The 20,882-nt window shown below is 63.8% G+C and carries 20 protein-coding genes; 7 read left to right on the forward strand and 13 right to left on the reverse strand.

Annotated features, from left to right (window positions below):
* Positions 1-16: 16 nt before the first annotated feature.
* Positions 17-1,066, reverse strand: coding sequence for a lipoate-protein ligase LplAB (gene lplAB / locus AC25Z0_RS14755; protein WP_488133693.1), 1,050 nt, complete (start codon positions 1,064-1,066; stop codon positions 17-19).
* Positions 1,067-1,118: 52 nt separating this feature from the next.
* Between lplAB and AC25Z0_RS14760 the strand changes: the two genes are divergently transcribed.
* The gene (locus tag AC25Z0_RS14760; RefSeq protein WP_488121562.1) at positions 1,119-1,766 is read left to right on the forward strand and encodes an alpha/beta hydrolase family protein; all 648 of its coding nucleotides are present in this window, start codon (positions 1,119-1,121) and stop codon (positions 1,764-1,766) included.
* On the opposite strand, the gene AC25Z0_RS14765 is transcribed toward AC25Z0_RS14760, so the two are convergent.
* A complete protein-coding gene (locus AC25Z0_RS14765) occupies positions 1,763-2,632 on the reverse strand; it encodes an alpha/beta fold hydrolase (protein ID WP_488133694.1) in 870 nt (289 codons plus the stop codon). The two genes, AC25Z0_RS14760 and AC25Z0_RS14765, sit on opposite strands and share 4 nt — an antisense overlap.
* 95 nt (positions 2,633-2,727) lie before the next feature.
* Here AC25Z0_RS14765 and AC25Z0_RS14770 point away from each other — a divergent pair, with 95 nt between their 5' ends.
* Together AC25Z0_RS14770 and AC25Z0_RS14775 are read left to right on the forward strand one after the other, a co-directional pair.
* Positions 2,728-3,204 carry a MarR family winged helix-turn-helix transcriptional regulator gene (locus tag AC25Z0_RS14770; protein WP_488133695.1) on the forward strand — a complete coding sequence of 159 codons (477 nt, stop codon included), beginning with the start codon at positions 2,728-2,730 and terminating at the stop codon, positions 3,202-3,204.
* A 5-nt stretch (positions 3,205-3,209) separates the two neighbouring features.
* Positions 3,210-4,628 (forward strand): MFS transporter, encoded by a 1,419-nt coding sequence (locus tag AC25Z0_RS14775; RefSeq protein WP_488121565.1) that lies wholly within the window; start codon positions 3,210-3,212, stop codon positions 4,626-4,628.
* A 119-nt stretch (positions 4,629-4,747) separates the two neighbouring features.
* On the opposite strand, the gene AC25Z0_RS14780 is transcribed toward AC25Z0_RS14775, so the two are convergent.
* Positions 4,748-5,449 (reverse strand): helix-turn-helix transcriptional regulator, encoded by a 702-nt coding sequence (locus AC25Z0_RS14780; protein ID WP_488133696.1) that lies wholly within the window; start codon positions 5,447-5,449, stop codon positions 4,748-4,750.
* A gap of 73 nt (positions 5,450-5,522) precedes the next feature.
* On the opposite strand from AC25Z0_RS14780, the gene AC25Z0_RS14785 reads away from it, so the two are divergent.
* The gene (locus AC25Z0_RS14785) at positions 5,523-6,263 is read left to right on the forward strand and encodes an alpha/beta fold hydrolase (RefSeq protein WP_488133697.1); all 741 of its coding nucleotides are present in this window, start codon (positions 5,523-5,525) and stop codon (positions 6,261-6,263) included.
* Positions 6,264-6,351: 88 nt separating this feature from the next.
* Here AC25Z0_RS14785 and AC25Z0_RS14790 read toward each other — a convergent pair whose 3' ends face one another.
* The 10 genes from AC25Z0_RS14790 to AC25Z0_RS14835 form a co-directional block, all read right to left on the reverse strand.
* Complete coding sequence (locus AC25Z0_RS14790) at positions 6,352-7,824, reverse strand: peptide MFS transporter (RefSeq protein ID WP_488133698.1); 1,473 nt, start codon at positions 7,822-7,824, stop codon at positions 6,352-6,354.
* A 65-nt stretch (positions 7,825-7,889) separates the two neighbouring features.
* A complete protein-coding gene (locus tag AC25Z0_RS14795) occupies positions 7,890-9,332 on the reverse strand; it encodes an FGGY-family carbohydrate kinase (protein WP_488121569.1) in 1,443 nt (480 codons plus the stop codon).
* A 1-nt stretch (position 9,333) separates the two neighbouring features.
* The gene (locus tag AC25Z0_RS14800; protein WP_488121570.1) at positions 9,334-10,053 is read right to left on the reverse strand and encodes an HAD family hydrolase; all 720 of its coding nucleotides are present in this window, start codon (positions 10,051-10,053) and stop codon (positions 9,334-9,336) included.
* Positions 10,053-10,826, reverse strand: a complete 774-nt coding sequence (locus tag AC25Z0_RS14805; RefSeq protein WP_488133699.1) for a class II aldolase/adducin family protein — start codon at positions 10,824-10,826, stop codon at positions 10,053-10,055. Before AC25Z0_RS14805 ends, AC25Z0_RS14800 begins: the two co-directional genes overlap by 1 nt.
* Positions 10,827-11,930: an ABC transporter permease gene (locus AC25Z0_RS14810; RefSeq protein WP_488121572.1), complete on the reverse strand. Its 1,104-nt coding sequence runs from the start codon at positions 11,928-11,930 to the stop codon at positions 10,827-10,829.
* A complete protein-coding gene (locus AC25Z0_RS14815; RefSeq protein WP_488121573.1) occupies positions 11,927-12,943 on the reverse strand; it encodes an ABC transporter permease in 1,017 nt (338 codons plus the stop codon). The genes AC25Z0_RS14810 and AC25Z0_RS14815 overlap by 4 nt, the downstream gene beginning before the upstream one ends.
* Positions 12,940-14,529: a sugar ABC transporter ATP-binding protein gene (locus tag AC25Z0_RS14820; protein WP_488121574.1), complete on the reverse strand. Its 1,590-nt coding sequence runs from the start codon at positions 14,527-14,529 to the stop codon at positions 12,940-12,942. The genes AC25Z0_RS14815 and AC25Z0_RS14820 overlap by 4 nt, the downstream gene beginning before the upstream one ends.
* A 102-nt stretch (positions 14,530-14,631) precedes the next feature.
* The gene (locus tag AC25Z0_RS14825; protein ID WP_414805234.1) at positions 14,632-15,666 is read right to left on the reverse strand and encodes an autoinducer 2 ABC transporter substrate-binding protein; all 1,035 of its coding nucleotides are present in this window, start codon (positions 15,664-15,666) and stop codon (positions 14,632-14,634) included.
* Positions 15,663-17,234 (reverse strand): rhamnulokinase, encoded by a 1,572-nt coding sequence (locus AC25Z0_RS14830; RefSeq protein WP_488121575.1) that lies wholly within the window; start codon positions 17,232-17,234, stop codon positions 15,663-15,665. Before AC25Z0_RS14830 ends, AC25Z0_RS14825 begins: the two co-directional genes overlap by 4 nt.
* Complete coding sequence (locus AC25Z0_RS14835) at positions 17,231-18,082, reverse strand: DeoR/GlpR family DNA-binding transcription regulator (RefSeq protein ID WP_488121576.1); 852 nt, start codon at positions 18,080-18,082, stop codon at positions 17,231-17,233. The genes AC25Z0_RS14830 and AC25Z0_RS14835 overlap by 4 nt, the downstream gene beginning before the upstream one ends.
* 301 nt (positions 18,083-18,383) lie before the next feature.
* Here AC25Z0_RS14835 and AC25Z0_RS14840 point away from each other — a divergent pair, with 301 nt between their 5' ends.
* Genes AC25Z0_RS14840 through rhaI form a run of 3 tightly spaced genes read left to right on the forward strand, consistent with a single transcriptional unit; the run spans position 18,384 to position 20,840 of the window.
* A complete protein-coding gene (locus AC25Z0_RS14840) occupies positions 18,384-19,253 on the forward strand; it encodes a sugar phosphate isomerase/epimerase family protein (RefSeq protein ID WP_488133700.1) in 870 nt (289 codons plus the stop codon).
* A 16-nt stretch (positions 19,254-19,269) separates the two neighbouring features.
* Complete coding sequence (locus AC25Z0_RS14845; RefSeq protein WP_488133701.1) at positions 19,270-19,677, forward strand: L-rhamnose mutarotase; 408 nt, start codon at positions 19,270-19,272, stop codon at positions 19,675-19,677.
* The gene (gene rhaI / locus AC25Z0_RS14850) at positions 19,674-20,840 is read left to right on the forward strand and encodes an L-rhamnose isomerase (RefSeq protein ID WP_488133702.1); all 1,167 of its coding nucleotides are present in this window, start codon (positions 19,674-19,676) and stop codon (positions 20,838-20,840) included. Before AC25Z0_RS14845 ends, rhaI begins: the two co-directional genes overlap by 4 nt.
* Positions 20,841-20,882: the final 42 nt, after the last annotated feature.

A 20,882-nucleotide genomic window follows, 5' to 3' on the forward strand; every position in this document is an offset into this window, starting at 1 on the left:
TCACGTCGAATGGGGGCTACGGAACACGGGTCAACCACGCCTCTGTGGCAAATTTCTCTTCGACAAGGCGTTCGGCCCTGGCATATTCCTCCGAAGTAATGTCTCCCTGCGTCGCGCCGTACAGGCCGACGAAGGTCTGCTTCATCCGCTCAATGATCTCGGCGCGTGAGAGTCCGGTCTGGCTGCGCAGCGGATCGACGCGCTTGGCTGCGCTCGTGATGCCCTTGTCGCTCAGCTTCTCGCGACCGATGCGCAGCACCTGCACCATGATCTCGCCGTCCATGTCGTAGCTCATCGTGACGTGGTGCAGCACTCCACCGTTTCCGAAACGCTTCTGGGCGGCGCCGCCGATCTTTCCCTTCGGGCTGGTGATGTCGTTGAGCGGCTGGTAGCTGGCCTCGATGCCGAGCGACTTCAGTGCGACGATCACCCACTCGTCGAGGAACGCGTATGAATCGGCGAAGCTCATGCCCTGCACGAGTTCGGCCGGCACGTAGAGCGAGTATGTGATGACCGCTCCCTTCTCCATCATCATCGCGCCGCCGCCGGAGATGCGCCTGACGACGTCGAAGCCGTACTTGCGCGCCCCTTCTGGGTCGACCTCGTTCTTCAGCGATTGGAAGCTGCCAATGACGACGGCCGATTCCTCCCACTCCCAGATGCGCAGCGTTGGGTTGCGGGCGCCCTCCCCCACCTCAGTGGTGAGCACCTCATCGAGGGCGAGGTGCATGGCAGGGGAAACCGACTTCGTGTGGACGATGTTCCAGTCGTAGTCCTGCCATCCGCTGGCATGAGCCAGTGAGCGGCGGATCGCCACAGCAACAGCCTCAGGGCTGAACCCCAGCAGCGTCGCGCCCTCAGGCAATGCGGCGCGCACGGCCGCCGCGAGCGACGCAGCGTCACTGGTGGCCGGCAGCCCGTTCACAGCCTCGTTGATCGCCTCAAGCGCCTCGTCGGGCTCCAGGAAGAAGTCCCCGGCCAGCCTGAAGTTCGCAATCGTGTCATCGACGACATCGAGGTCAACGACAACGAGCTTGCCGCCTGGAACTTTGTATTCACCATGCATGACGCAAGCCTATGCCTCGCCGCCGAAGCCACCGCCGGACGAGAATGAAGACATGACTACCCTCGAGACGGTCGATCGCGATGATCTGCGCGGATTCCTGCACCGGCCTGACATCGACCCGATTGCGACCCTGGCTCTCACCCACGGCGCAGGGAGCAACTGCGACACAGTGCTTCTGAAGGCCATTGCCGACGGGTTTGCCGATGCAGGGGTGCAGGTCCTGCGGTTCGACCTCCCGTTTCGGGTGCGTCAGCCCAAGGGCCCACCAGCGCCGGCGCGCGCCGCAGAGGATCGGGCGGGCATCGCGGACACTGTTGCGGCACTGCGCCGTGACTACGCAACTGCCGGCCCGCTCCTTCTCGGTGGCCATTCGTATGGCGGGCGGCAAGCCTCGATGCTTGCGGCCGAGAACCCGGGGGTGGTCGACGGGCTGATCGTGCTCTCCTACCCGCTGCACCCACCTCAGAAGCCGGAGAAGTTGCGCATCGAGCATCTCCCGCAGCTGCGCACCCCAACGGTGATCGTGCATGGCTCTAAAGACGGGTTCGCAACCACGGATGAGATGCAGGCAGCGCTCGCACTCATCCAGGCGCCGACCAGGTTGGTGGAGTTCGAGGGAGCACGACACGACCTGACTGGAGCCAAATTTCCGGTGGTCGAGCAGACCGTCGCGGCGGCCTTCGACCTCTTCGAGCTTTAGGCTGCGGCCGTTCGCGCAGGAGGCAGGTGCTCGTCGAGCCACGCGATGAGGTCTGCCCGCACAGCCTCACGGTTCGTCTCGTTGTAGATCTCGTGGCGAGCGCCGGGGTAGACGATCAGGTGGATGTCGCGCAGTCCAGACCGCTTGGCATAGGCATCCGCTAGTTTGAGCGCGCTCTTCTCGCCGCCGACGGTGTCGTCGCTGCCCACCTGGATCAGGAGGGGCAGGTTGCTCGCCAAGTTCTTCGCTGGGCGACCAAAGAGACGGATGCCGTCACGAATGCCAAATAGTTCGGCAACTGACGCCGAGGTGGTCAGCGGGTCGGCCACGAATTCCTCTGCGACGCTCGGGTCGCGGCTGAGCCACTCCATGCCCGTGGTGCCGAGGTGCTTGTGCCTGCGATTGAGGTCGCCGGTGTCGAGTGACCCCGGCCAGCGGTACGCCGTGCCGCTCAGCACAACGGCGTCGTACTCCGCCGCGTGGTCATTGACGATGATCTGCACCATGAACGATCCCCAGCTGTGGCCGAACAACACGAGCGGCACGCCGGGATTCTCGGTGCGGATGATGCCGCTCAGCTGGTGCACGCCCGCGATGGCAGCGCGCAGGCCGCCGGGACCCAGCCTGCCCATGAGGCTCGTGTTCCCGCCGTGCTGCGCGTATCCGGTCTGTCCGTGGCCGCGGTGATCGTCGGCATAGACGGTGTAGCCGGCCTCGTTGAGCGCCTGGGCCAGCTCCACGTAGCGCATGGCGTGTTCACCGACGCCGTGGGCAATTTGCACCACCGCCCGCGGCTGCGCGACCGGCCAGACGTAGTAGGTGATCTCAACGCCATGGGCATCCGTGTAGGTAGGCACGGTGCCCATTCTGGCGTAGGCCGCGCGAAATCGGCAGGAAGCTGGGTGTACCAACACTTAGCCAAGCTAATTTGTTACGCTAACGAAATATCGAAAGGTTCACGATGTCATCTTCGTCAGACGCAACAGCGCCAGGCAGTGAAACCACACTCACCCTGCACGATGCCATCGCGGAGCTGAGCCACGACTTTCGCCTGGCGAACGGACGGCTGGCCAGGCGCCTGCGCCAGCAACAGGCCGACAACGAGGTGACCCCCGGTCAGTTCTCGGCGCTCTGCACGCTGGTCAGCCGCGGCCCGCTGACCCTGGGCGAGCTCAGCGACCAGGAGCGGGTGACCCCGCCGTCCATGAACCGCACGGTGAACGCGCTTGTCGAGTCGGGCCTGGTGCTCAGGGAGAGCTCAGCGGATGACGGTCGGAAGGTTCGGCTGTCCCCCAGCGATGTCGGCAGCGAACTCGTGTTCAAGACCAGGGAGCGCCGGGATGCCTGGATCGCGCAGCGTGTGGTGAAGCTCACCCCGCACCAACAGCAGGTTCTTGCAGAGGCGACCATCATCATGAAGGGGATTGCAGAGAGTTGAGTGCCATGTTCCGCTCATTGAGCGGCATCAACTATCGGATCTGGTTCGCCGGGGCGTTGGTGTCGAACATCGGCACCTGGATGCAGCGCACCGCCCAGGACTGGATCGTGCTCACCCAGCTCACCGACCACAACGCCACGGCGGTCGGCGTCGTGATGGCCCTGCAGTTCGGGCCACAGCTGCTCCTGATGCCGTGGAGCGGCCTGATCGCCGACCGGTTTGACCGGCGCAAACTGCTCATTCTGACCCAGTCGCTGATGGGCGTGCTCGGCCTTGGCCTGGGCCTCATCACGGTGTTGGGCGTTGTCGAACTCTGGCAGGTTTACCTCTTTGCCTTAGCCCTCGGAGTGGTCTCGGCCATCGATGCCCCTGCCCGCCAGACGTTCGTCGGCGAACTCGTCACCACAGAGAACATGTCAAATGCCGTCGCGCTCAACTCGGCCTCGTTCAACGGCGCCCGCCTGATCGGCCCCGCCGTCGCCGGCGTGCTGACCGCGGCGGTCGGCGCCGGTTGGGTGTTCATGATCAACGCAGGGACGTTTGCCTTCACCGTGCTCGCCATGTTCTTGCTGCGGAAGTCCTTGCTGCGCCCGCAGCCGCGCGCCTCCCGTGAACGCGGGCAACTGATGGCCGGTTTCCGCTACGTGAGGAGCCGGCCCGACATCATCGTCGTGCTCATCGTGGTCTTTCTCGTCGGAACCTTCGGCTTCAACTTCGCCATCTTCACCTCGACCATGGCCACCGTCACATTCGGCCTCGGGGCAAGCGAGTTCGGTTTCCTCAGCTCGATCATGGCCATCGGCTCCGTCGCTGGGGCGTTGATGGCCGCCCGCAGAGCCGAGGCCCGCCTGCGCCTCGTCCTGGTCGGCGCCGCCGCCTTCGGCGTGTTCTGCGCAGTCGCCGCCTTCATGCCGACCTACAACTTGTTCGCCTTCTCGCTGGTCTTCGTCGGTTTCTCCTCACTCACCCTGATGACCACGGCCAATGCCTACGTGCAAACGACGACAGAGCCGGCCATGCGCGGCCGCGTGATGGCCCTCTACATGGCAATCTTTGCCGGCGGCACCCCGCTCGGCGCCCCACTCGTCGGCTGGGTGGCCGACCAGTTCGGTCCGCGCTGGGCGGTCGGAGTCGCGGCAGCCTCCGGAATTCTCGCCGCCATTGCCATCCTGATCTGGATGGTGAAGTACCGCGACCTGCGCGTGCGCCTGCGCCTGCGCGGCGCCCAGCTCTCCCGGGTGCGTTACGCGGGCGACGGGCTTCCGGCGACGGCAGCCGTGCGCGTCGTCAGAGTGGATGCAATCGGAGCGGATGCCATCAGAGCGGATGCCGGCGGCACGACACTCACTGACGACCTCGAGGCCGAAGACCGCGAGACGGCAACCAGGGAGATCGCCATCGTCGAGGCGACGGCACCGCGCTAGTCGAGCACCGCGAGCTAGTCGAGCACCGCGAGCGAGCCGAGCACCGCGAGCTGGCCGAGCACCGCGAGCTGGCCAGGCAGCTCGCTAGCTGCGCTGACCGGAGAGGTTGATTGGGTGACTCACTCGCCCCGACCGTGCACCGGTCTGGCGTTCGCTGGGGGTTCTCCGACCTCGTGGATGGTATGGCCGCCGCAAGGCGTCTTGGTTACGCTGGCCCGCTCGATGCGCGACACGGTGAACCATCGCATTGCGTTGCGCAGTCGGCACCACCCAACGAGGTACCAGTTGCCGTTCGTGGAGGCGAACAGCACGGGTTCGACGTCGCGGGTGGTCGTGGTCCCGTCTCCCGATGTGTAGCGAATACGGATGACTCGCTGCTCGGCCATCGCCTCCTCCAGTGCCGACCTGATTGTGCGCGAAGCGGAGGAGGGAATCGCGTTGACCCAAACGCGGCCGGCCAGCTCGTCGGCTCGTGCTCGGGTTCTGGGATCGAGGACGTCCAGGATCTTCTGGATCCCGGCTGCTGCCAGATCGGCGTATGGGGCATCTGGGGCAGCGGACACGGCCGCCATGAGCGCCACGGCCTGCGCTGGGGACAGGCTGACAGGCGGCAGGGATGCGCCTATGGCCAATCCATAGCCACCGCCAGGACCTGGGCGCGACCATACGGGCGCGCCGCTGTTCTCGAGGGCAGCGAGGTCTCTCTTGACGGTGCGCACGGACACGCTGAACTCTCTCGCGAGCCGCTCGGCGGAGCACCCCCGTGATCCGTTCCGGCGCAGCATCTCGGACAGGGCATGGAGTCGTTCTGCTCGTTTCACCGTTCTGCCCGCATCAAATTCATGACACAAATAGTGACACACACCTGCCCGTAGCGCCTACGAAGGTAGTGACATGACAACAACTACGAGCAGTCCGACCATCATTCTCATCGCCGGCCACTGGCTGGGCGCTTGGGCGTGGGATGACGTCCTTGAACACCTGAAAACCGACCACTCTCGTGCAATCGCGATGACGCTGCCTGGTCTCGATGGGGACGATCCTGAGCGTGCGGCGAAGACTCTCGACGATCAAGCCGCAGCGGTCCTGGACGTCTTCGCTCGACTCGGAGTCTCCGAGGATCAGCCCGCGACTATCGTCGCTCACAGTGGGGCGAACGCCCCCGTCAGCCTTGTCCTTGACCGGCACCCTGAGCTTGTTCATCGGGTGGTGTGGGTCGACTCCGGCCCTGTGGCGACGGGAAGCGTCTTCGCCCCAGACCTCCCGGAGGGGTTGGAGGAGCTTCCGCTGCCGTCCTTCGACGTCCTCGCACAGCAGGCGAGTCTCGAAGGCCTGAGCAGAGAGGTCCTTGAGCGTTTTCGGGCACGGGCCGTCCCTGAGCCGGGCCCCGTGCTTCGTCAGCCCGTCGAGCTCACGAACGATGCACGCCGCACGGTCAAGACCACCCTGGTGTGCTGCTCGATCCCGAGCGCGCAGGTGCTGGAGCTGGCCCGCGCAGGCCATGCCATGTTTGCCGAAGTCGCGAACCTCGAGCACCTCGACGTCATTGACCTCCCGACGGGGCATTGGCCTATGTGGAGCCGTCCCCGCGACCTCGCTAAGGCCATTCAGTCAGCGGCTTCTCGAACCAACTGAACCGCCCGCACAACCGGAAGGGGGTCAGCCAACCTGAAGGGGGCAGCCAAATTCGGCTGCCCCCTTTCCGCTTCTACCGCACCCTGGCCTAGCGAACCCCGCTCATCAGGCGCAGGATCGGCCGGGTGAATAGCCCGAGGATGAGGCCGAGCACGATCGCAATGCCACCAAGTACCCCGAAGTACAGCTGTTCAGGGGCAGTCGCGTACCACTCGGCCAGCCGGCCTGAGATGGCCGTGCCGAGGGCGACAGAGAGGAAGAACAGCGCGACCATCTGGGTCTTGAACAGCTCTGGGGCGAGTTTCGTCGACACCGACAGCCCGACGGGCGACAGCAACAACTCGGCGATTGTGAAGACCAGGAGGATGCCGACCATTGCCAGCAACGGGGTTGAGTTCGCTCCTCCCCCTGCGAACGGCAGGAAGAGCAGGAAAGCCACACCCATGATCGCGGTGCCGAAGGCAAACTTCACCGGGGTCGACGGCTGCTTCGAGCCCCACTTGGTCCACAGGGCCGCGAACGCTCCCGACAGCACGATGATGAAAATCGGGTTGATCGACTGCACCCACGACACCGGCATTGTCCAGCCGAGGAGACCGCGGTCAAGGCGCAGGTCGGAGTAGATCGTCACCACCGTGAACTGCTGCTGATAGAGCGACCAGAACGCCACACTCGCAATGAAAAGCGGGATGAACGCATAGACGCGCTTCCGTTCAACCGACGAGATATGCCTGTTGGTCAGGATCACAACGAAGTATGAAATGGATGCCAGGATCGTCACGACGATCACGATGGTCACCAGGTTCGTTGCCGTAATGACGCCCGTAAGCGCCAGCACCACGATGATCACGATGACGGCGACCGCGATCAGCCCGTATGGCAGGTACCTGCTGCGCGGCAGCGGGTCTGGGACCTCGCGGGACGAATCCGGCAGGCGCTTCCGCCCGAACGAATACTGGGTGAGACCGATGGCCATTCCGACGGCAGCCAAGCCGAATCCATAGTGGAAGCCGACGGTCGACTGCAGGAGGCCGGTGAGGATGGGGCCGAAGAACGCGCCCAGGTTGATGCCGAGGTAGAACAGCGAGAACCCGGCGTCGCGCCGGGGATCTTCCTTGCGGTAGAGCGTTCCGACGACGGACGTCGCGTTGGCCTTGAGGCCACCGCTACCGAATGCAATCAGGATCAACCCGACGATGACACCAGCGACGCCCGGGATGAGTGCCAGGCCGATGTGTCCGAACATGATCACGAACGCGCTGATGTAGAGCACACGCTCTGAACCCGCCAGCCGGTCCGCGATCCAGGCGCCGAGAATCGTCGACAGGTACACAGCGCCGCCGTACGCACCCACGATGCCGGCCGCCGTCACCTGCGGAATACCGAGGCCGCCCTCTGCCGCTGAGTAGTACAAATAGAGCAGCAGGATGCCCTGCATCCCGTAGAACGAGAAGCGCTCCCACATCTCGACGCCGAAAATACTCGCTAGCGCGCGAGGCTGCCCGAAGAACTTGTGGTCGTCCTGGGGGGTGCCAGAATCCGGCTCCGCGATCCTAGTCATACATCGACGATACCCCCGCTCTCGGCGAATGGACGACCCCGGTACCGCTGAAAAGCGAGGCTCAGCTAGCTATCCAGATACCCCTCACGGCGCAGCTCGGCCAGGAAGAGGTCGTAGCGATCGCTGAGCCCGGCAACCTGCGCGGGGTCGGGTTCAATGACACTCGATGAGCCCGCCATTCGGGACGTGACAGCTGGCAGACCCTCAGCCACCAGACCGTTCGCCGCAAGGATCGCCGCACCAAACGCGCTCGATCTATTGAGCGGGACGACAACTTCGCGACCGAGGATCGACGCCCTGATGACGTTCCAGGTCGGGCTGGAACTGCCTCCACCGCTGAGGTGGTGTCGACCGAGCGGCACTCCAAGCCCGCGAAGTCGTGTCAAGCCGAGCCGCTCGACAAAGCCGACACCTTCCAGCACTGCTCGGTGCCGTTCGGTCGGATCCGTCGTCGTCAACGATGCGCCACTGTGGTCTATCGAGAATCCCTGCAACGTACTGTCTGCCACGGGGAACCGCTCACCAACCCCTGGCAGCGGGTACATGACAACGGACGCCCCGCCGAGTGCTGCCGCACGCCGATCAGATTCCCGCACATCGAGGGTGGCCGCAGCTTCGCGCCCGAGCACACCGGCACCGGAGTTGGAGGCACCCCCCACCCAGAAGGATCCATCAGGAGCCACATGCGAATAGACGCCGAACGATGGCTCAGTGATCTCGGTCTCGCACACGGCTTTCAGCACCAGAGTGGTGCCGAGTACCCCCACGGTATCGCCCGCGCTGACCGCTCCCGTCGCCAGCTGGGAGGTGCAGCCATCGGTCATCCCAGACACAATGACCACACCTTTCGGCAGCCCGAGCGAGCGCGCGATCGAATCCGTCACAGTACCTATCGCTCGGCCGGGGGCCACGACGTCTGGCATCCGCTTCACATCCAGCCCTAGCGTGGCCAGCGCCTTGTCATTCCAGGTTCGAGTGACGGGGTCGATCCCACTCTTCAGAGCGTGGGAGGTATCACTCGACACAATTTCGCCGGCAAGCGCCGCCGCGACGCAATCGGGTGTGAAGAGGTAGCGTGCCGCCGGCCGATTCCGGTCAAGCCATGCGGTGCGGGCTAAAGCGGTCGACGGTCGCACGGCTTGTCCCGTTCGTGCCAGTTCGGCCAGTTCTGCGGCGCCTCGTGCGTCGTTGTAGAGCAGAGCAGGACCCGCTGGACGCCCGCGATCATCCGTTGGAACGATCGTGCCGCTCGTACCCGTGATCGACAGAGCGCTGATGCCACGCGCGTTCCGCCCGAGATCGGCCATCAGCATGGCGATCAGCCGCTGTGCCACCTCAGCGTATGCTGGCGCCTGCTCACGCACACCGTTGCAGCCCTGAGGTTCGGGCAGCGACGCCGTTCTCTCAGCGATGGTGACGCCCGTCTCCGCATCAACCGCGATCACCCGGGCGTTCGCAGTAGCAAGATCAATGCCGAGGACGATGGCACGACCGCTGATCCCGGTCACATCACTCAGCTCTTTGCAGCGACGGCGAGGTGCCGAACGGATCGGTGGATAGCAGCCGCTCAGCGAGTCCGCCAAGCGAGTACACGGCGAGGTCGGGTTCGGCGAGCTGCTCGATGCTCGGCTCGTCGGGCGCCTCACCGCGCAGCACCCACACAGCGCGAAGGCCGACAGCCTTCGCCGGCCGAACATCGGTGTCAAGGCGGTTGCCAATGTGCACCGCCTCGCCAGGCGCCACTCCAGCTTCGTTCAGGCACCAGCGAAAGAGCTCTGGTGACGGCTTTTCAAAGCCGACAACTGCCGAGACTCCCCAGACGTCGATCAGCTCACCGAGTCCGTCGCGATGTAGCGCATCAATGACCGGCGCTTCCTGGTTGGCCAGCACGCCGATCCTCACCCGACCCGCTAGCTGCCGAAAGAATGGCAGGACATCGTCGTACATCGTCCCAGGCGGGTGGGACCAATACGTGCGGGTGAGCTCGTGTAGTTCGTGCTTGCGATCGACGCTCCCCAGGAAATCTGCAGCGAGCGCCTCTCGCAGGGACCCACTTTGCTGCGCACGGATTCTGTTGTAGACCTGACGGAACTGTGATCGATCGACTGCCCCGTTACCATCGCGCTCCCTCAGCTCATCGAGGGCGGTGAGCACAGCGGCGACGAAGTTTTCGTCGTCGTAGATCGGACCGCCGATGTCGCAGAAGACCCCACGCACCACCGGCGGCACTAGTTCGTTCCCGCCAGCGCCTTGCGTCGTTCTGCGAAGTCTTCCCTGTCGAAATACTTGGCTACGACGTCAGCACCGAGTCCGGCCACTCCGCCGATCGCGTAGGCATTCAGGCGCACGCGAGCACCCTTGACGGCCATCAACGAGATGGCCTCCGCCCCAGCGGTGCTGGATGCAATTGCGACGATTCCGTGGTTGCCGAGGAGCACGAGCGACGGCAGCGTGCCGTGCTTGTCCACGTACGCCTGCAGGTGGCTGTAGAACAACCGGCCCAGATCAATGCCGGGCTGCGCGTATGGCACGAACAACGGCACGCCGAGCACGACGGCCTCGTCTGAGTACACCGCTTCGTCGAATGCCGTCGCCGCGTGCACGCTGGCGAGCAACGACACCACAGCAGTCGGATGCGTGTGGGCCACGAACGCTACCGGCGAAATGGCCTGCACCGCAACGTGGATGAGTGTTTCGATCGAACCGCGCCGGTGGACACCCCCATGCTCGCCAGCGTCGAGCGCGGTCGTGAGGTCGGCCTGGGCCGTAGCTGGTTCGTTCATGAGCGCGACCAGCGGAGCAACGTCAACGATGACGAATTCGTCGCTCGTTGATGTCGCCATATTCGACCCCGACGTTTTGACCGCCATACGGCCGTCGGTTAGGCGCTGGGAGGTGTTCCCTTCCGCGAGGATCACGAGGTCTTTCGCTGGTTCTCCCAGTGAGCGGGTCAGGGTGACGAGCTCATCGGTGACGAGGGTGGGATTCCATTCGGTTGCCATTTAGATACCTCCATACTTGCGCTTGGTGATTCCGTTCAGCAGCGAGGCGAAGATCAGCACGAGTCCGAGCGCGAGCAGCTGGAACTGCGTGCCGTCGTTGCCGGGCAGCGCCAACAGGATGCCGGCGTTGATCCAGACGATCAGCAAGGTGGAAAGCACGATGCCGGACACTCGGCCGATGCCGCCGGTGATCGCCACACCGCCGAGCACCGCGATGGTAATCGATGGCAGTGCCATGCCGTTGCCGCTTGTGCCGGCATCCGGTCTGGCCGATGCGAACTGGGCGACGGTGACCACCGCGACGAGCCCGGAGATCACTCCGGAGAGGATGTACACGGTCATACGGTTCGACTTCACGTCGATCCCAGACCACGTGGCAGCAATATCGTTCGTGCCGAGCGCGTAGAGACGTCGACCGAAGGTGGTCTTATTCAGGAGCACCCAGACGATCACGATTGTGGGGACGAGGAAGGTGAAGATGCCGAGCGGCACGAGAGGCAGAGAGCCACCGATCAAGGGAAGCTCGATCGACTGCGCTGCGGAATAGAAGTCCTGGATGACCGGCGAGTTCACGGGCTTCTGATCGCTGACAACCAGTGCGAGTGAGCGGAACGCGTAGTAGGTGGCCAGCGTTGCAATCAGCGGCGGGAAGCCGACGTATGACACCAGGACGCCGTTGACGGCGCCACACGCTCCGCCGACCACGACGGCCAGGACCAGTGCCGCCAAGAGGCTCCAACCCCAGATTCCGTATGCCAGCCCGAAAATCACGCTGGTGAGCGACACGATTGACCCGACTGACAGGTCAATGCCGCCCCGGCCAGAGAGGATCACCAAGAGCTGGGCAAGCCCGAGCATCGCCAACGGAACCGCGCTGATCAACGCGGACGCCATGTAGTCGGCGTCGAAGGCACCGCTCAGGGCGCCTGCTGCATCCAGCACAGACATGACGACAACGACGATGACAATGAGTACGGCGAGCAGGACGACCCGCTGCGTGAGCAGCGCTTCCAGTGCGCGAGCGACCAGAGGGCGTCCCGCTGGGCTCTTTCCCTGCGGCGATGCGCCGGGCGAGGTTGATGGGCGATCCGTTGTGATGGTCATGCTTTTCTCCTGGCTCGCTCGCGGAGTAGGTCGGTGCCGACGGCGATGATGATGAACAACCCCACGAAGAGGTTTGCGAGCTGTGAGGGCCATCCGATCTGAGTCACGCCCGAGGTGACGGTCTGCACCAGGATGGCGCCGAGTAAGGTGCCGATCACTGAACCGCGGCCCCCGAGGATCGAGGTCCCTCCGATGACGACGGCGGCGATCACTGCTAGTTCCCGTCCTGATCCGACTGCCTGGTCGAGCGTCGCGGTTCCCGCAGCGATGAAGAAGCAGGCCGCGAGCCCCACGAGGGCTCCGGTGAGGCCGTATGCGATCATCACCCGTGGCTGGACCTTGATTCCGGCCAGACGCGCAGCCTGCGCATTGCCACCAATTGCAAACAGGTTACGGCCGCCGGACGTGTGGCGCAGGTACCACCAGGCGATAGCCACGACAACGATCGTGATGGCGAAGCTGTGCGGGATCCCGAAGGTGCGTCCGGCCTCGCCTCGCCCGAATACATCGAGGGTCGACGGGATGCCGTTGACAGTGGATGACCCGAAGACCCGCAGCGCGAGGAACTGAAAGATGTTCGCCGTTCCAAAGGTGATGATGATGGCGTGAACTCGACCGTAAGCGATGAGCACGCCGTTCAGTACGCCGAGCACGATACCGAGGCCGACCGAGATGGCGATGGCCGCGATGAGGGGAACGTCAAGGTTCACCAGGAACTTCGCAGTGACCACTGCGCAGAGCATGATCGCGCCACCGACAGAGACATCGATCCCGGCCGTGATGATGATGAAGGTCATCCCGACGCCGATCAGGGCGATGGGTGCGACGGATACCAGGAGCGGCTGAATCGATCCCGGGCTGAGGAAAGCAGGGGTGAAGAGCCCGAGCAGGATCCACAGTGCCGCAATGACGCCGAGCAACACAAATTCCTGACCGGTCACCGGAGAGGGCAGAATGCGCCGAGCAGTTGCCCGCGCAGGGGTAGGCGGCGCGGTGCGCTGGTCGATGGTCATGCGATCTCCTCCGAAGCGGGGGTCATGGGCTGCGCCGTGTCGGCTGTGGAGCCTGCACTCGGCTCGTCGGACCAGACACCGGCTGCCGCTGCAAGAATCTCGACCTGGGTTGCATCTGCTCCAAATTCCGCGGCAATTTTGCCGGCCCGAATGACGAGAATGCGGTCGGAGATGCGGAGCACCTCTCCGAGGTCGCTGGTCACCACAAGCACGGCCGTGCCCTGATCGGCCAGCCCAGAGACGATGCGGTGAATCTCTTCTTTCGCACCGACGTCCACGCCCTGCGTCGGCTCGGCGAGCACGAGAACCTCGGGACGCTTGACGAGTTGTCTGGCGAGCACGACCTTTTGCGCATTGCCCCCCGACATCGCACTGATCGGCTGGCTCTGGCTCGGCGTCTTGACCGCGAGGCGCTTGATGAAGTCCTGCGCTATTTCACGTTCGCGGCGTTTGGTAACCCAACCGGGAATCCGGCTGAGCAGTGACAACTCGCCGACGGTGATGTTGAATGCGATGCTCTGAAAGGAGAAAGATCCCTGGGCTGAGCGGTTGGCCGGCAGCAGGTGGATGCCGAGTCGCTTGGCCTGGGTGGGGTTCTTCACTGTGACTGGCTTGCCAGCCAGCAGCATCTTGCCAGACGTCGCCCTGTCGACACCATAAATGACGCTGGCGATGTCGCCGGCGCCGGAGCCGACCAGCCCGTACAGGCCGACGATCTCACCGGAACGGACACTGAGGTCGATGTCCGAGAATCGTCCATCTCTGGTGAGCCCGTCGAGTTCGAGCACGACGGGGCCGGGGGTGGAGTCCTCCTGCGATCGGGTCTCCCCGAGCACGCCACCGACCATGAGTTCGGCTATCTGCCGCACGGAGAGTTCCCCGATCGGCTGGGTGGTGATGGTCTGGCCGTCGCGCATAACGGTAACCTCGTCAGCGATCCGGAAGAGCTCATCGAGTCGGTGGGAGATGTAGATGACCGCGACTCCCGACGCGGTCAACCGACGGATGACGGTGAAGAGCACTTCGATCTCTGAGTCAGTCAGGATGGCTGACGGTTCGTCGAGAATCAGCACTGACGCGTCGCCGGCGAGCGCCTTGGCGATGGAGACCTGCTGTTGCGCGGCGATGGATAGAGTGCCGACCGGGGCGGTTGCAAGGCTCTCTGGTAGCCCGACCGTATCGAGGAGGCCATGCATCTGATCAGCCTGGCCCGACCAGTCGACCCTAATTCCGCGCTTGATCTCGCGGCCGACGAACACATTCTCGGCCACACTGAGCTCAGGAAACAGCTGCGGCTCCTGGTAGACCGTCTGCACGCCGAGATCGAGGGCGTCGGTTGTCGATGTGATCGTGGTGGGGACGCCGTCGAAGGTGATCGTGCCGGCGTCGGCCCGCTCTGCACCGGCGATGATTTTGATCAGGGTGGATTTGCCGGCGCCATTTTCACCGACGAGGGCGTGCACGGTGCCGGGTCGGATGGCGATCTCTGCGTGCCTGATCGCGCGCACGCCACCGTAGCTCTTGACGATGTCCCGCATTTCGAGTCGATACTCCGACCCTGCTTGCGGTGTGAGGTCTGGGCTCATGGCCGACTCACTCCTTGCTTGTCTCATGATGACTATCAGTGGAGCTGTTCGGGGGTGCCACACTGGGCGCCCCCGAACAGCTCTGGGGGGTGAACCTGCCGACTAGTAGTCGAACGTGTCGACGTTGTCCTTGGTGATTTCCAGCGCCGGACCGAGCAGGAGCACCTTGGTAGCCGAATCGAACTCGACGGCTGGGAGGTCGGCGCTCACATTGTTCGTTGCTTCAAACGCGTTCCCTTCGGCCAGCTGCAGACCCGTCCATGCGGTCAGGTAGCCGAGCGCCTGGACATCCCAGAGGATGGAAGCGCTGGACGAGCCGTCCTTCAGGTACGGAGCCATCGACTGCGGTGTACCGAGACCGTCAGTGAAGACGGTGCCGATCTTGCCGGCGTCCTTCACCGCCTGGGCGACACCGGGTGCCGACGAGGTGCACTCGCCGACGAGGCCGGTGAGGTCGGGGTTGGCGTTCATCAGGTCGGTGGCCATGGAGGTAGCTGCCGCCTGGTCTTCGCCTGCGTAGACGACATCGACGATCTCGGCTTCTGGGTACTTCTCGGCCGTGTACTTCTTCTGCACGTCAATCCAGGCGTTCAGGTTCGCTGCCGTCTCACCACACGAGACAATCGCATACTTTCCCTTGCCGCCCATGGCCGTCATGATCGAGTCGGTGAGTGCCTGACCGATACCCTCAACGGATGCCTGGTTCACGAAGACTTCCCGCACCGAGTTCGGGGCGTCGGTGTCTGCGGTGGCAACCTTGATGCCCTTGTCCGCAGCTTCTTTGAGCAGCGGTGCCATCGAATCAGGGTCGTTCGGGGCGACGATCAGCGCGTCCACACCCTGCTGGATGAAGGAACGGACAATGTCGGCCTGAGCGGCGGCATCCGCCGTCGTCGGTCCCTGATAGAGCCATTCGATGCCGAGTTCTTCCGCGGCCTGCTTGCCGCCGGCGTTCATGGCCTCGAAATAGGGAATGCCCTGGAGCTTGGGGACGAACGCCACCTTGATCTTGCTGTCGCCATCGCCGCTGCCTGCTGTGCTGCCGGCGTCGTCGTTGCGGCTGGTGCAACCAGAGAATGTCATGACGGCTGCGAGCGCTAGCGCGCCGACCATCAGAGTCTTCTTTGCTTTGATCATTGTGTTGCCTCCTTCTGTGCTGTGCGGGGCCACTTTGCCCTCACGTCCTGGTGCGCGAACGATGTCGCGTTGGGTTCCTCGAGACCGCGGCGGCGCGACTCTGCGCGCTCGAGCCCTCGAAGCTTCTCGGCCGCATCACTCCAGCGACCATCGGAGCGTGGTTCGAAGGAGTGCGTCTGTGTACTCGCCCGAACCACCTCCCAAATCTGTTCAATCGAGCCGATTTCGCCCACGGCGCGCAACTGGCTGGCCGCATTGCCAAGCGCGGTTGCCTCTTTCGCCCAGCAGACAACGGGAAGCCCGGTCGCGTCTGCCGTTGCTTGCTGCAGAAGGGCGTTCTGGCCACCCCCACCAACGACGGCAACCGACGTCAGGGGCACACCGGTCACGGCAGCGATGTCCTCGGCGGTGAGTCGGTAGCTGAGGGCAAGAGAGTCGAACACCGTGCGCGCGATTTGGCCGATGGTTTCCGGCACCGGAATCGCATGTGCGCGGCAGTAGTCCTGAATGCGCCGTGGCATGTCACCGGGGGTCAGGAACTCCGTCGCGTTTGGATTGATCAGGCTGACGAGAGGAACCTCGGCGGCGGCGCGCGTCACCAGGGTGTCGTAGTCGACACTCAAGCCATCTCGCTCCCACTGACGGCGGCACTCTTGAAGCACCCAGAGACCCATCACATTGCGGAGGAACCGCACTGTGCCGTTGTATCCGCCCTCGTTGGTGAGGTTGGCCTGCTGCGACGCTGCCGTGACCACAGGGGAATCGAGCACGACACCAACGAGCGACCAGGTTCCCGACGAAATGAAGAGAGTCTCTGGCGACGCATCCGGTATCGCCAAGACAGCACTCGCGGTGTCATGCGCCGCCGGCAGAATCACGCGAGTCCCTGCCAGTCCCCCGACGGCGAGCTGGCCAATCACAGGGCCGACATCGGTCCCGGACGCTACGACGTCGGGCAAAATGCCGACAGGCACACCAACGCGCTCAAGGAGTTCCGTCGCCCACCGACCGGCGTTCATGTCATACATGCCAGATGTGGAAGCGGCGGAGAATTCGGTAACCGTGCTGCCAGAGAGCAGCCGGTGGAAGACATCCGGCATCATCAGCATGCTCCGGGCGCGGGCGAGGAGTTCATGACGGAGCCTGGCATCGGTGGCGAGCCCGAAGAGCGAGTTGATCTCCATCAGCTGAGTGCCGGTAGCGTCGTAAATGGTCGAGGCTCCAACGGCGCTCACAATTTCGCTGAACACCTCAATCCGGTGCTTGTCACGGTACGCAGTCGGAGCTTCGAGCAGCTGCCCCTCGTTGTCGTAGAGGCCGTAGTCGAGTCCCCAGGTATCTACACCTACCGACGCAATCCGCGTTGACGCTGCCAGGGATGAGAGCCCGTCTGAAACCTCTCTCCACAGCCCGTCGATGTCCCAGCGGAGCCAACCGTCGACGACGGAGGGCTGATGCGGGAATCGGTGATGAATGTTGAGGCTCAGTCGTGATCCGTCGAACTGCGCGGCTCCAACGCGCCCGCTCTCTGCACCGAGGTCCACCGCGGCCACGGTGAGCGTGCTCATCCTGCTGCCCGTGAACTCTGGGCGCGTTCGGCCGCTTGAACAACGGCACGCTGGCCACTTTCCAGAATTGCCCCTGTGCCCTCGACCCGAGTGACAGGCACGCCATGCGCAGCCCAATCGGCGACAAATTCGTCATCAGCGTGCTCATCGGTGAAGAGTCCGGAGATCTCGGCCGGCTCGGCAAAGGAGTGCAGGCCGAATCCACCGATCTTCGATGACGTGAACAGGCCGTAGACCGAGTCGCACGCGCTGACCAGACTCTTTTTGGTCGCCGCCTCTTCGCTCGAGAGCTCAAGCAATCCCAAATGTGTCGAGAGTGTGGCGAGGCCGAAGAACCCCGTCGTTATCCGGCCGCGGCCTTCCAGTACGTTCGCGAATGCACCGATCAGAGAGCCGGATGCGCGGCGCAGGACACCGCCCGGCATGATGACCGTCGCGCTGGAGTGGTCCATGAACAGGCTCGCTACCCGCATGCCATACGTGACAACCACGAGATCGCGTCGGTCAAGGATTTCTTGTGCCAGGTAGTAGCACGTCGTTGACGAATCGATGGCGATGACGTCGCCGTCGGAGACCAGGGCGGCCGCGTTGCGAGCCAGCGCACGTTTCGCGTTTGAGTCCTGGCGCAGCCGCTCGCTGAACGCCCCCTCATCGCCGGCAGAGGAGACGACGGCGCCACCGCGCACCCTGCGAAGCAGCGACCGTTGTTCCAGCGAGTCGAGGTCCTTGCGAATCGTGACGGCGGAGACGCCGAACTGTTCAACGAGGTCGTTGACGAGTACGCGACCACTCGAATTGAGTTCGAGTAGAATGCCCTCTTCGCGAACGAAGTCATAGCGTTCGGACATCTCTCTCCTAATCGACAACCCTGGCGACAACGCGGTCCGAAGTGCTCCGGACGTCACGTAACTGGAAACCTAACTCAACGACAACTTCACGTCAATGATTGAAACCAAAACGTAAGTGAAACGGGTTTCGAACGAAAGTTAATGTCTTGACAGGGACGAAACTGGCCTCTTAGAGTGACTGCACCAGAGCTCGTTAGCTGATCGGAATTCCTTCCGTCCGGCACGAGCCTCCTCGAGGGAGAGGCCAGCGGCACGCTGGAGCGGCACTGATCCTTCGCCACACCAGGAAAGGCCGGGACTCATGCTGATTGGATGCCACGGGCTCGTATGGACCGGACACTTCGATGAGCCCGGCTTCGATCGGGCCGTCACCCAGAGCCTTGAGGCGGGGTTTACCCTCCTTGAGATCCCGCTGCTCGAACCGGGCTCCTTCGATGTCGCCGCGGCGAAACGCTGCCTGGCCAGGAACCCGATCGCCATCTCCGCTTCGCTCGGGCAGAGCGCCGACACTGACATCAGCAGCGAAGACCCCGACGTCGTGGCCGCAGGCGAACGCAAACTGAACACGGCGCTGGAGATACTGAGCGAACTCGGATCCGAGTACTTCGTCGGTGTCCTCTACAGCCAGCTCGCCAAATACGATGCCCCAGCCACCGCACTCGGTCGGCAGAACAGCCTCGACGTGCTGCGTCGGGTTGCCGAACGCGCCGGCACGCTGGGAATCCGTGTCGGGCTTGAAGTCGTCAACCGCTACGAGACCAACCTGTTCAACACAGCCAACCAGGCTCTGGCCTACCTCGACGACCTTGGCCACCCGAACGTCGGCGTCCACCTCGACACGTACCACATGAACATCGAGGAATCGGATATGGTCGGGCCCGTTCTCGCTTGCGGCGACCGACTCAGCTACGTGCATATCGGCGAAAGTCACCGTGGCTACCTCGGCTCTGGAACCGTCGACTTCGACGGGTTCTTCCGCGCTCTGTCGCTCATCGACTACACAGGGCCGATCGCTTTTGAGTCGTTTTCCAGCGCCGTCGTGAACCCGGATCTCAGCCGGAGCCTCGCCGTCTGGCGGAATCTCTGGAACGATTCGGCCGACCTCGGAGCGCACGCCAACGCCTTCATTCGCGGCAAGATCCGCGCCGTCGAAACCATTGCGCTGCATTGATTGCGACGGGAACTCAATGACGAGCACAGGTGTATCTGAACGGGTGTGTTTTCAGCTGCAGGTCAAGCCGGATCGCATCGCTGAGTATCGCGAGCGCCACAAGGCTGTGTGGCCGGACATGCTCCGCGCATTGCGACAGACGGGCTGGAACAACTACTCGCTGTTCATCCGCGACGATGGCCTCCTCATCGGGTACGTCGAGACCGAAAGCCTCACCGCCGCCCAGGTGGGAATGGCCGCCACGGCAGTCAACGCACGGTGGCAGGCCGAGATGGCCGAATTTTTCGTCGATCTCGACGGCGCACCAGACACCGGCTTCATCCATTTGTCTGAAGTCTTCAACCTCGACGATCAACTCGCCGCATCTGCATCTGCTCCTGCCGGACAGGCGTCGGCTCAACCAAAAGAAGGAACACACTCGTGAGCATCAGCGCTGCCGTCCTCACCCGGCTCGAGGCCCAGGCCATCGAACTGCCCTCGTGGGCTTTTGGTAACTCCGGCACCCGCTTCAAGGTCTTCCAGACTCCCGGCACACCACGCACCATCCAGGAGAAGATCCAGGATGCGGCCAAGGTCAACGAGTTGACCGGGCTGGCACCGGCCGTGGCGCTGCATATCCCGTGGGACAAGGTCGACGACTACGCGGCGTTGCGATCATTCGCCGAAGATCTCGGCCTCGCCCTCGGAACGGTCAACTCCAACACCTTCCAGGACGATGACTACAAGTTCGGCAGCCTCACCCACACCGATGCCGCCATTCGCCAGAAGGCCATCGATCACCACTTCTCCTGCATTGATGTGATGGATGCCACCGGCTCGCGCGACCTCAAGATCTGGCTCGCCGACGGCAGCAACTACCCGGGCCAGGGCGACCTCCGCGGCCGCCAGGATCGCCTCGCCGACTCGCTCCAGCAGATCTACGCCCGCCTCGGCGACGAGCAGCGCATGGTGCTGGAGTACAAGTTCTTCGAGCCCGCTTTTTACCACACCGATGTCCCAGACTGGGGAACCTCATACGCCCAGGTCAGCGCGCTCGGCGACAAGGCCATGGTCTGCCTCGACACCGGCCACCACGCGCCAGGCACCAACATCGAGTTCATCGTCATGCAGCTGTTGCGCCTCGGCAAGCTCGGCTCCTTCGACTTCAACTCCCGGTTCTACGCGGATGACGACCTCATCGTCGGCGCCGCAGACCCGTTCCAGCTCTTCCGCATCCTCTACGAGGTGAACCGGGGCCGCGGCTTCGACGCCGACAGCCCCGTCGCCTTCATGCTCGATCAGTGCCACAACGTCGAGGACAAGATCCCAGGCCAGATCCGCTCCGTGCTGAACGTGCAGGAGATGACGGCCAGGGTGCTCCTCGTCGATGCGCCTGCACTGGCCGCCGCCCAGGATGCCGGCGATGTGCTCGGCGCCAACGGCATCCTCATGGACGCCTTCTACACGGATGTGCGCCCCGACCTGGCTGCCTGGCGCGAGTCCCGCGGCCTGCCAGCCGATCCGATGGCCGCCTATGCGGCATCCGGTTACCAGGCGAAGATCGCCGCCGAGCGCGCGGGCGGCCAGCAGGCGAGCTGGGGCGCGTAATCCGTCGGGTTTTGCCGTCCTGGCACACCACATTCTTTCTCG

The sequence above is a fragment of the Leifsonia sp. Y862 genome (assembly GCF_057669585.1).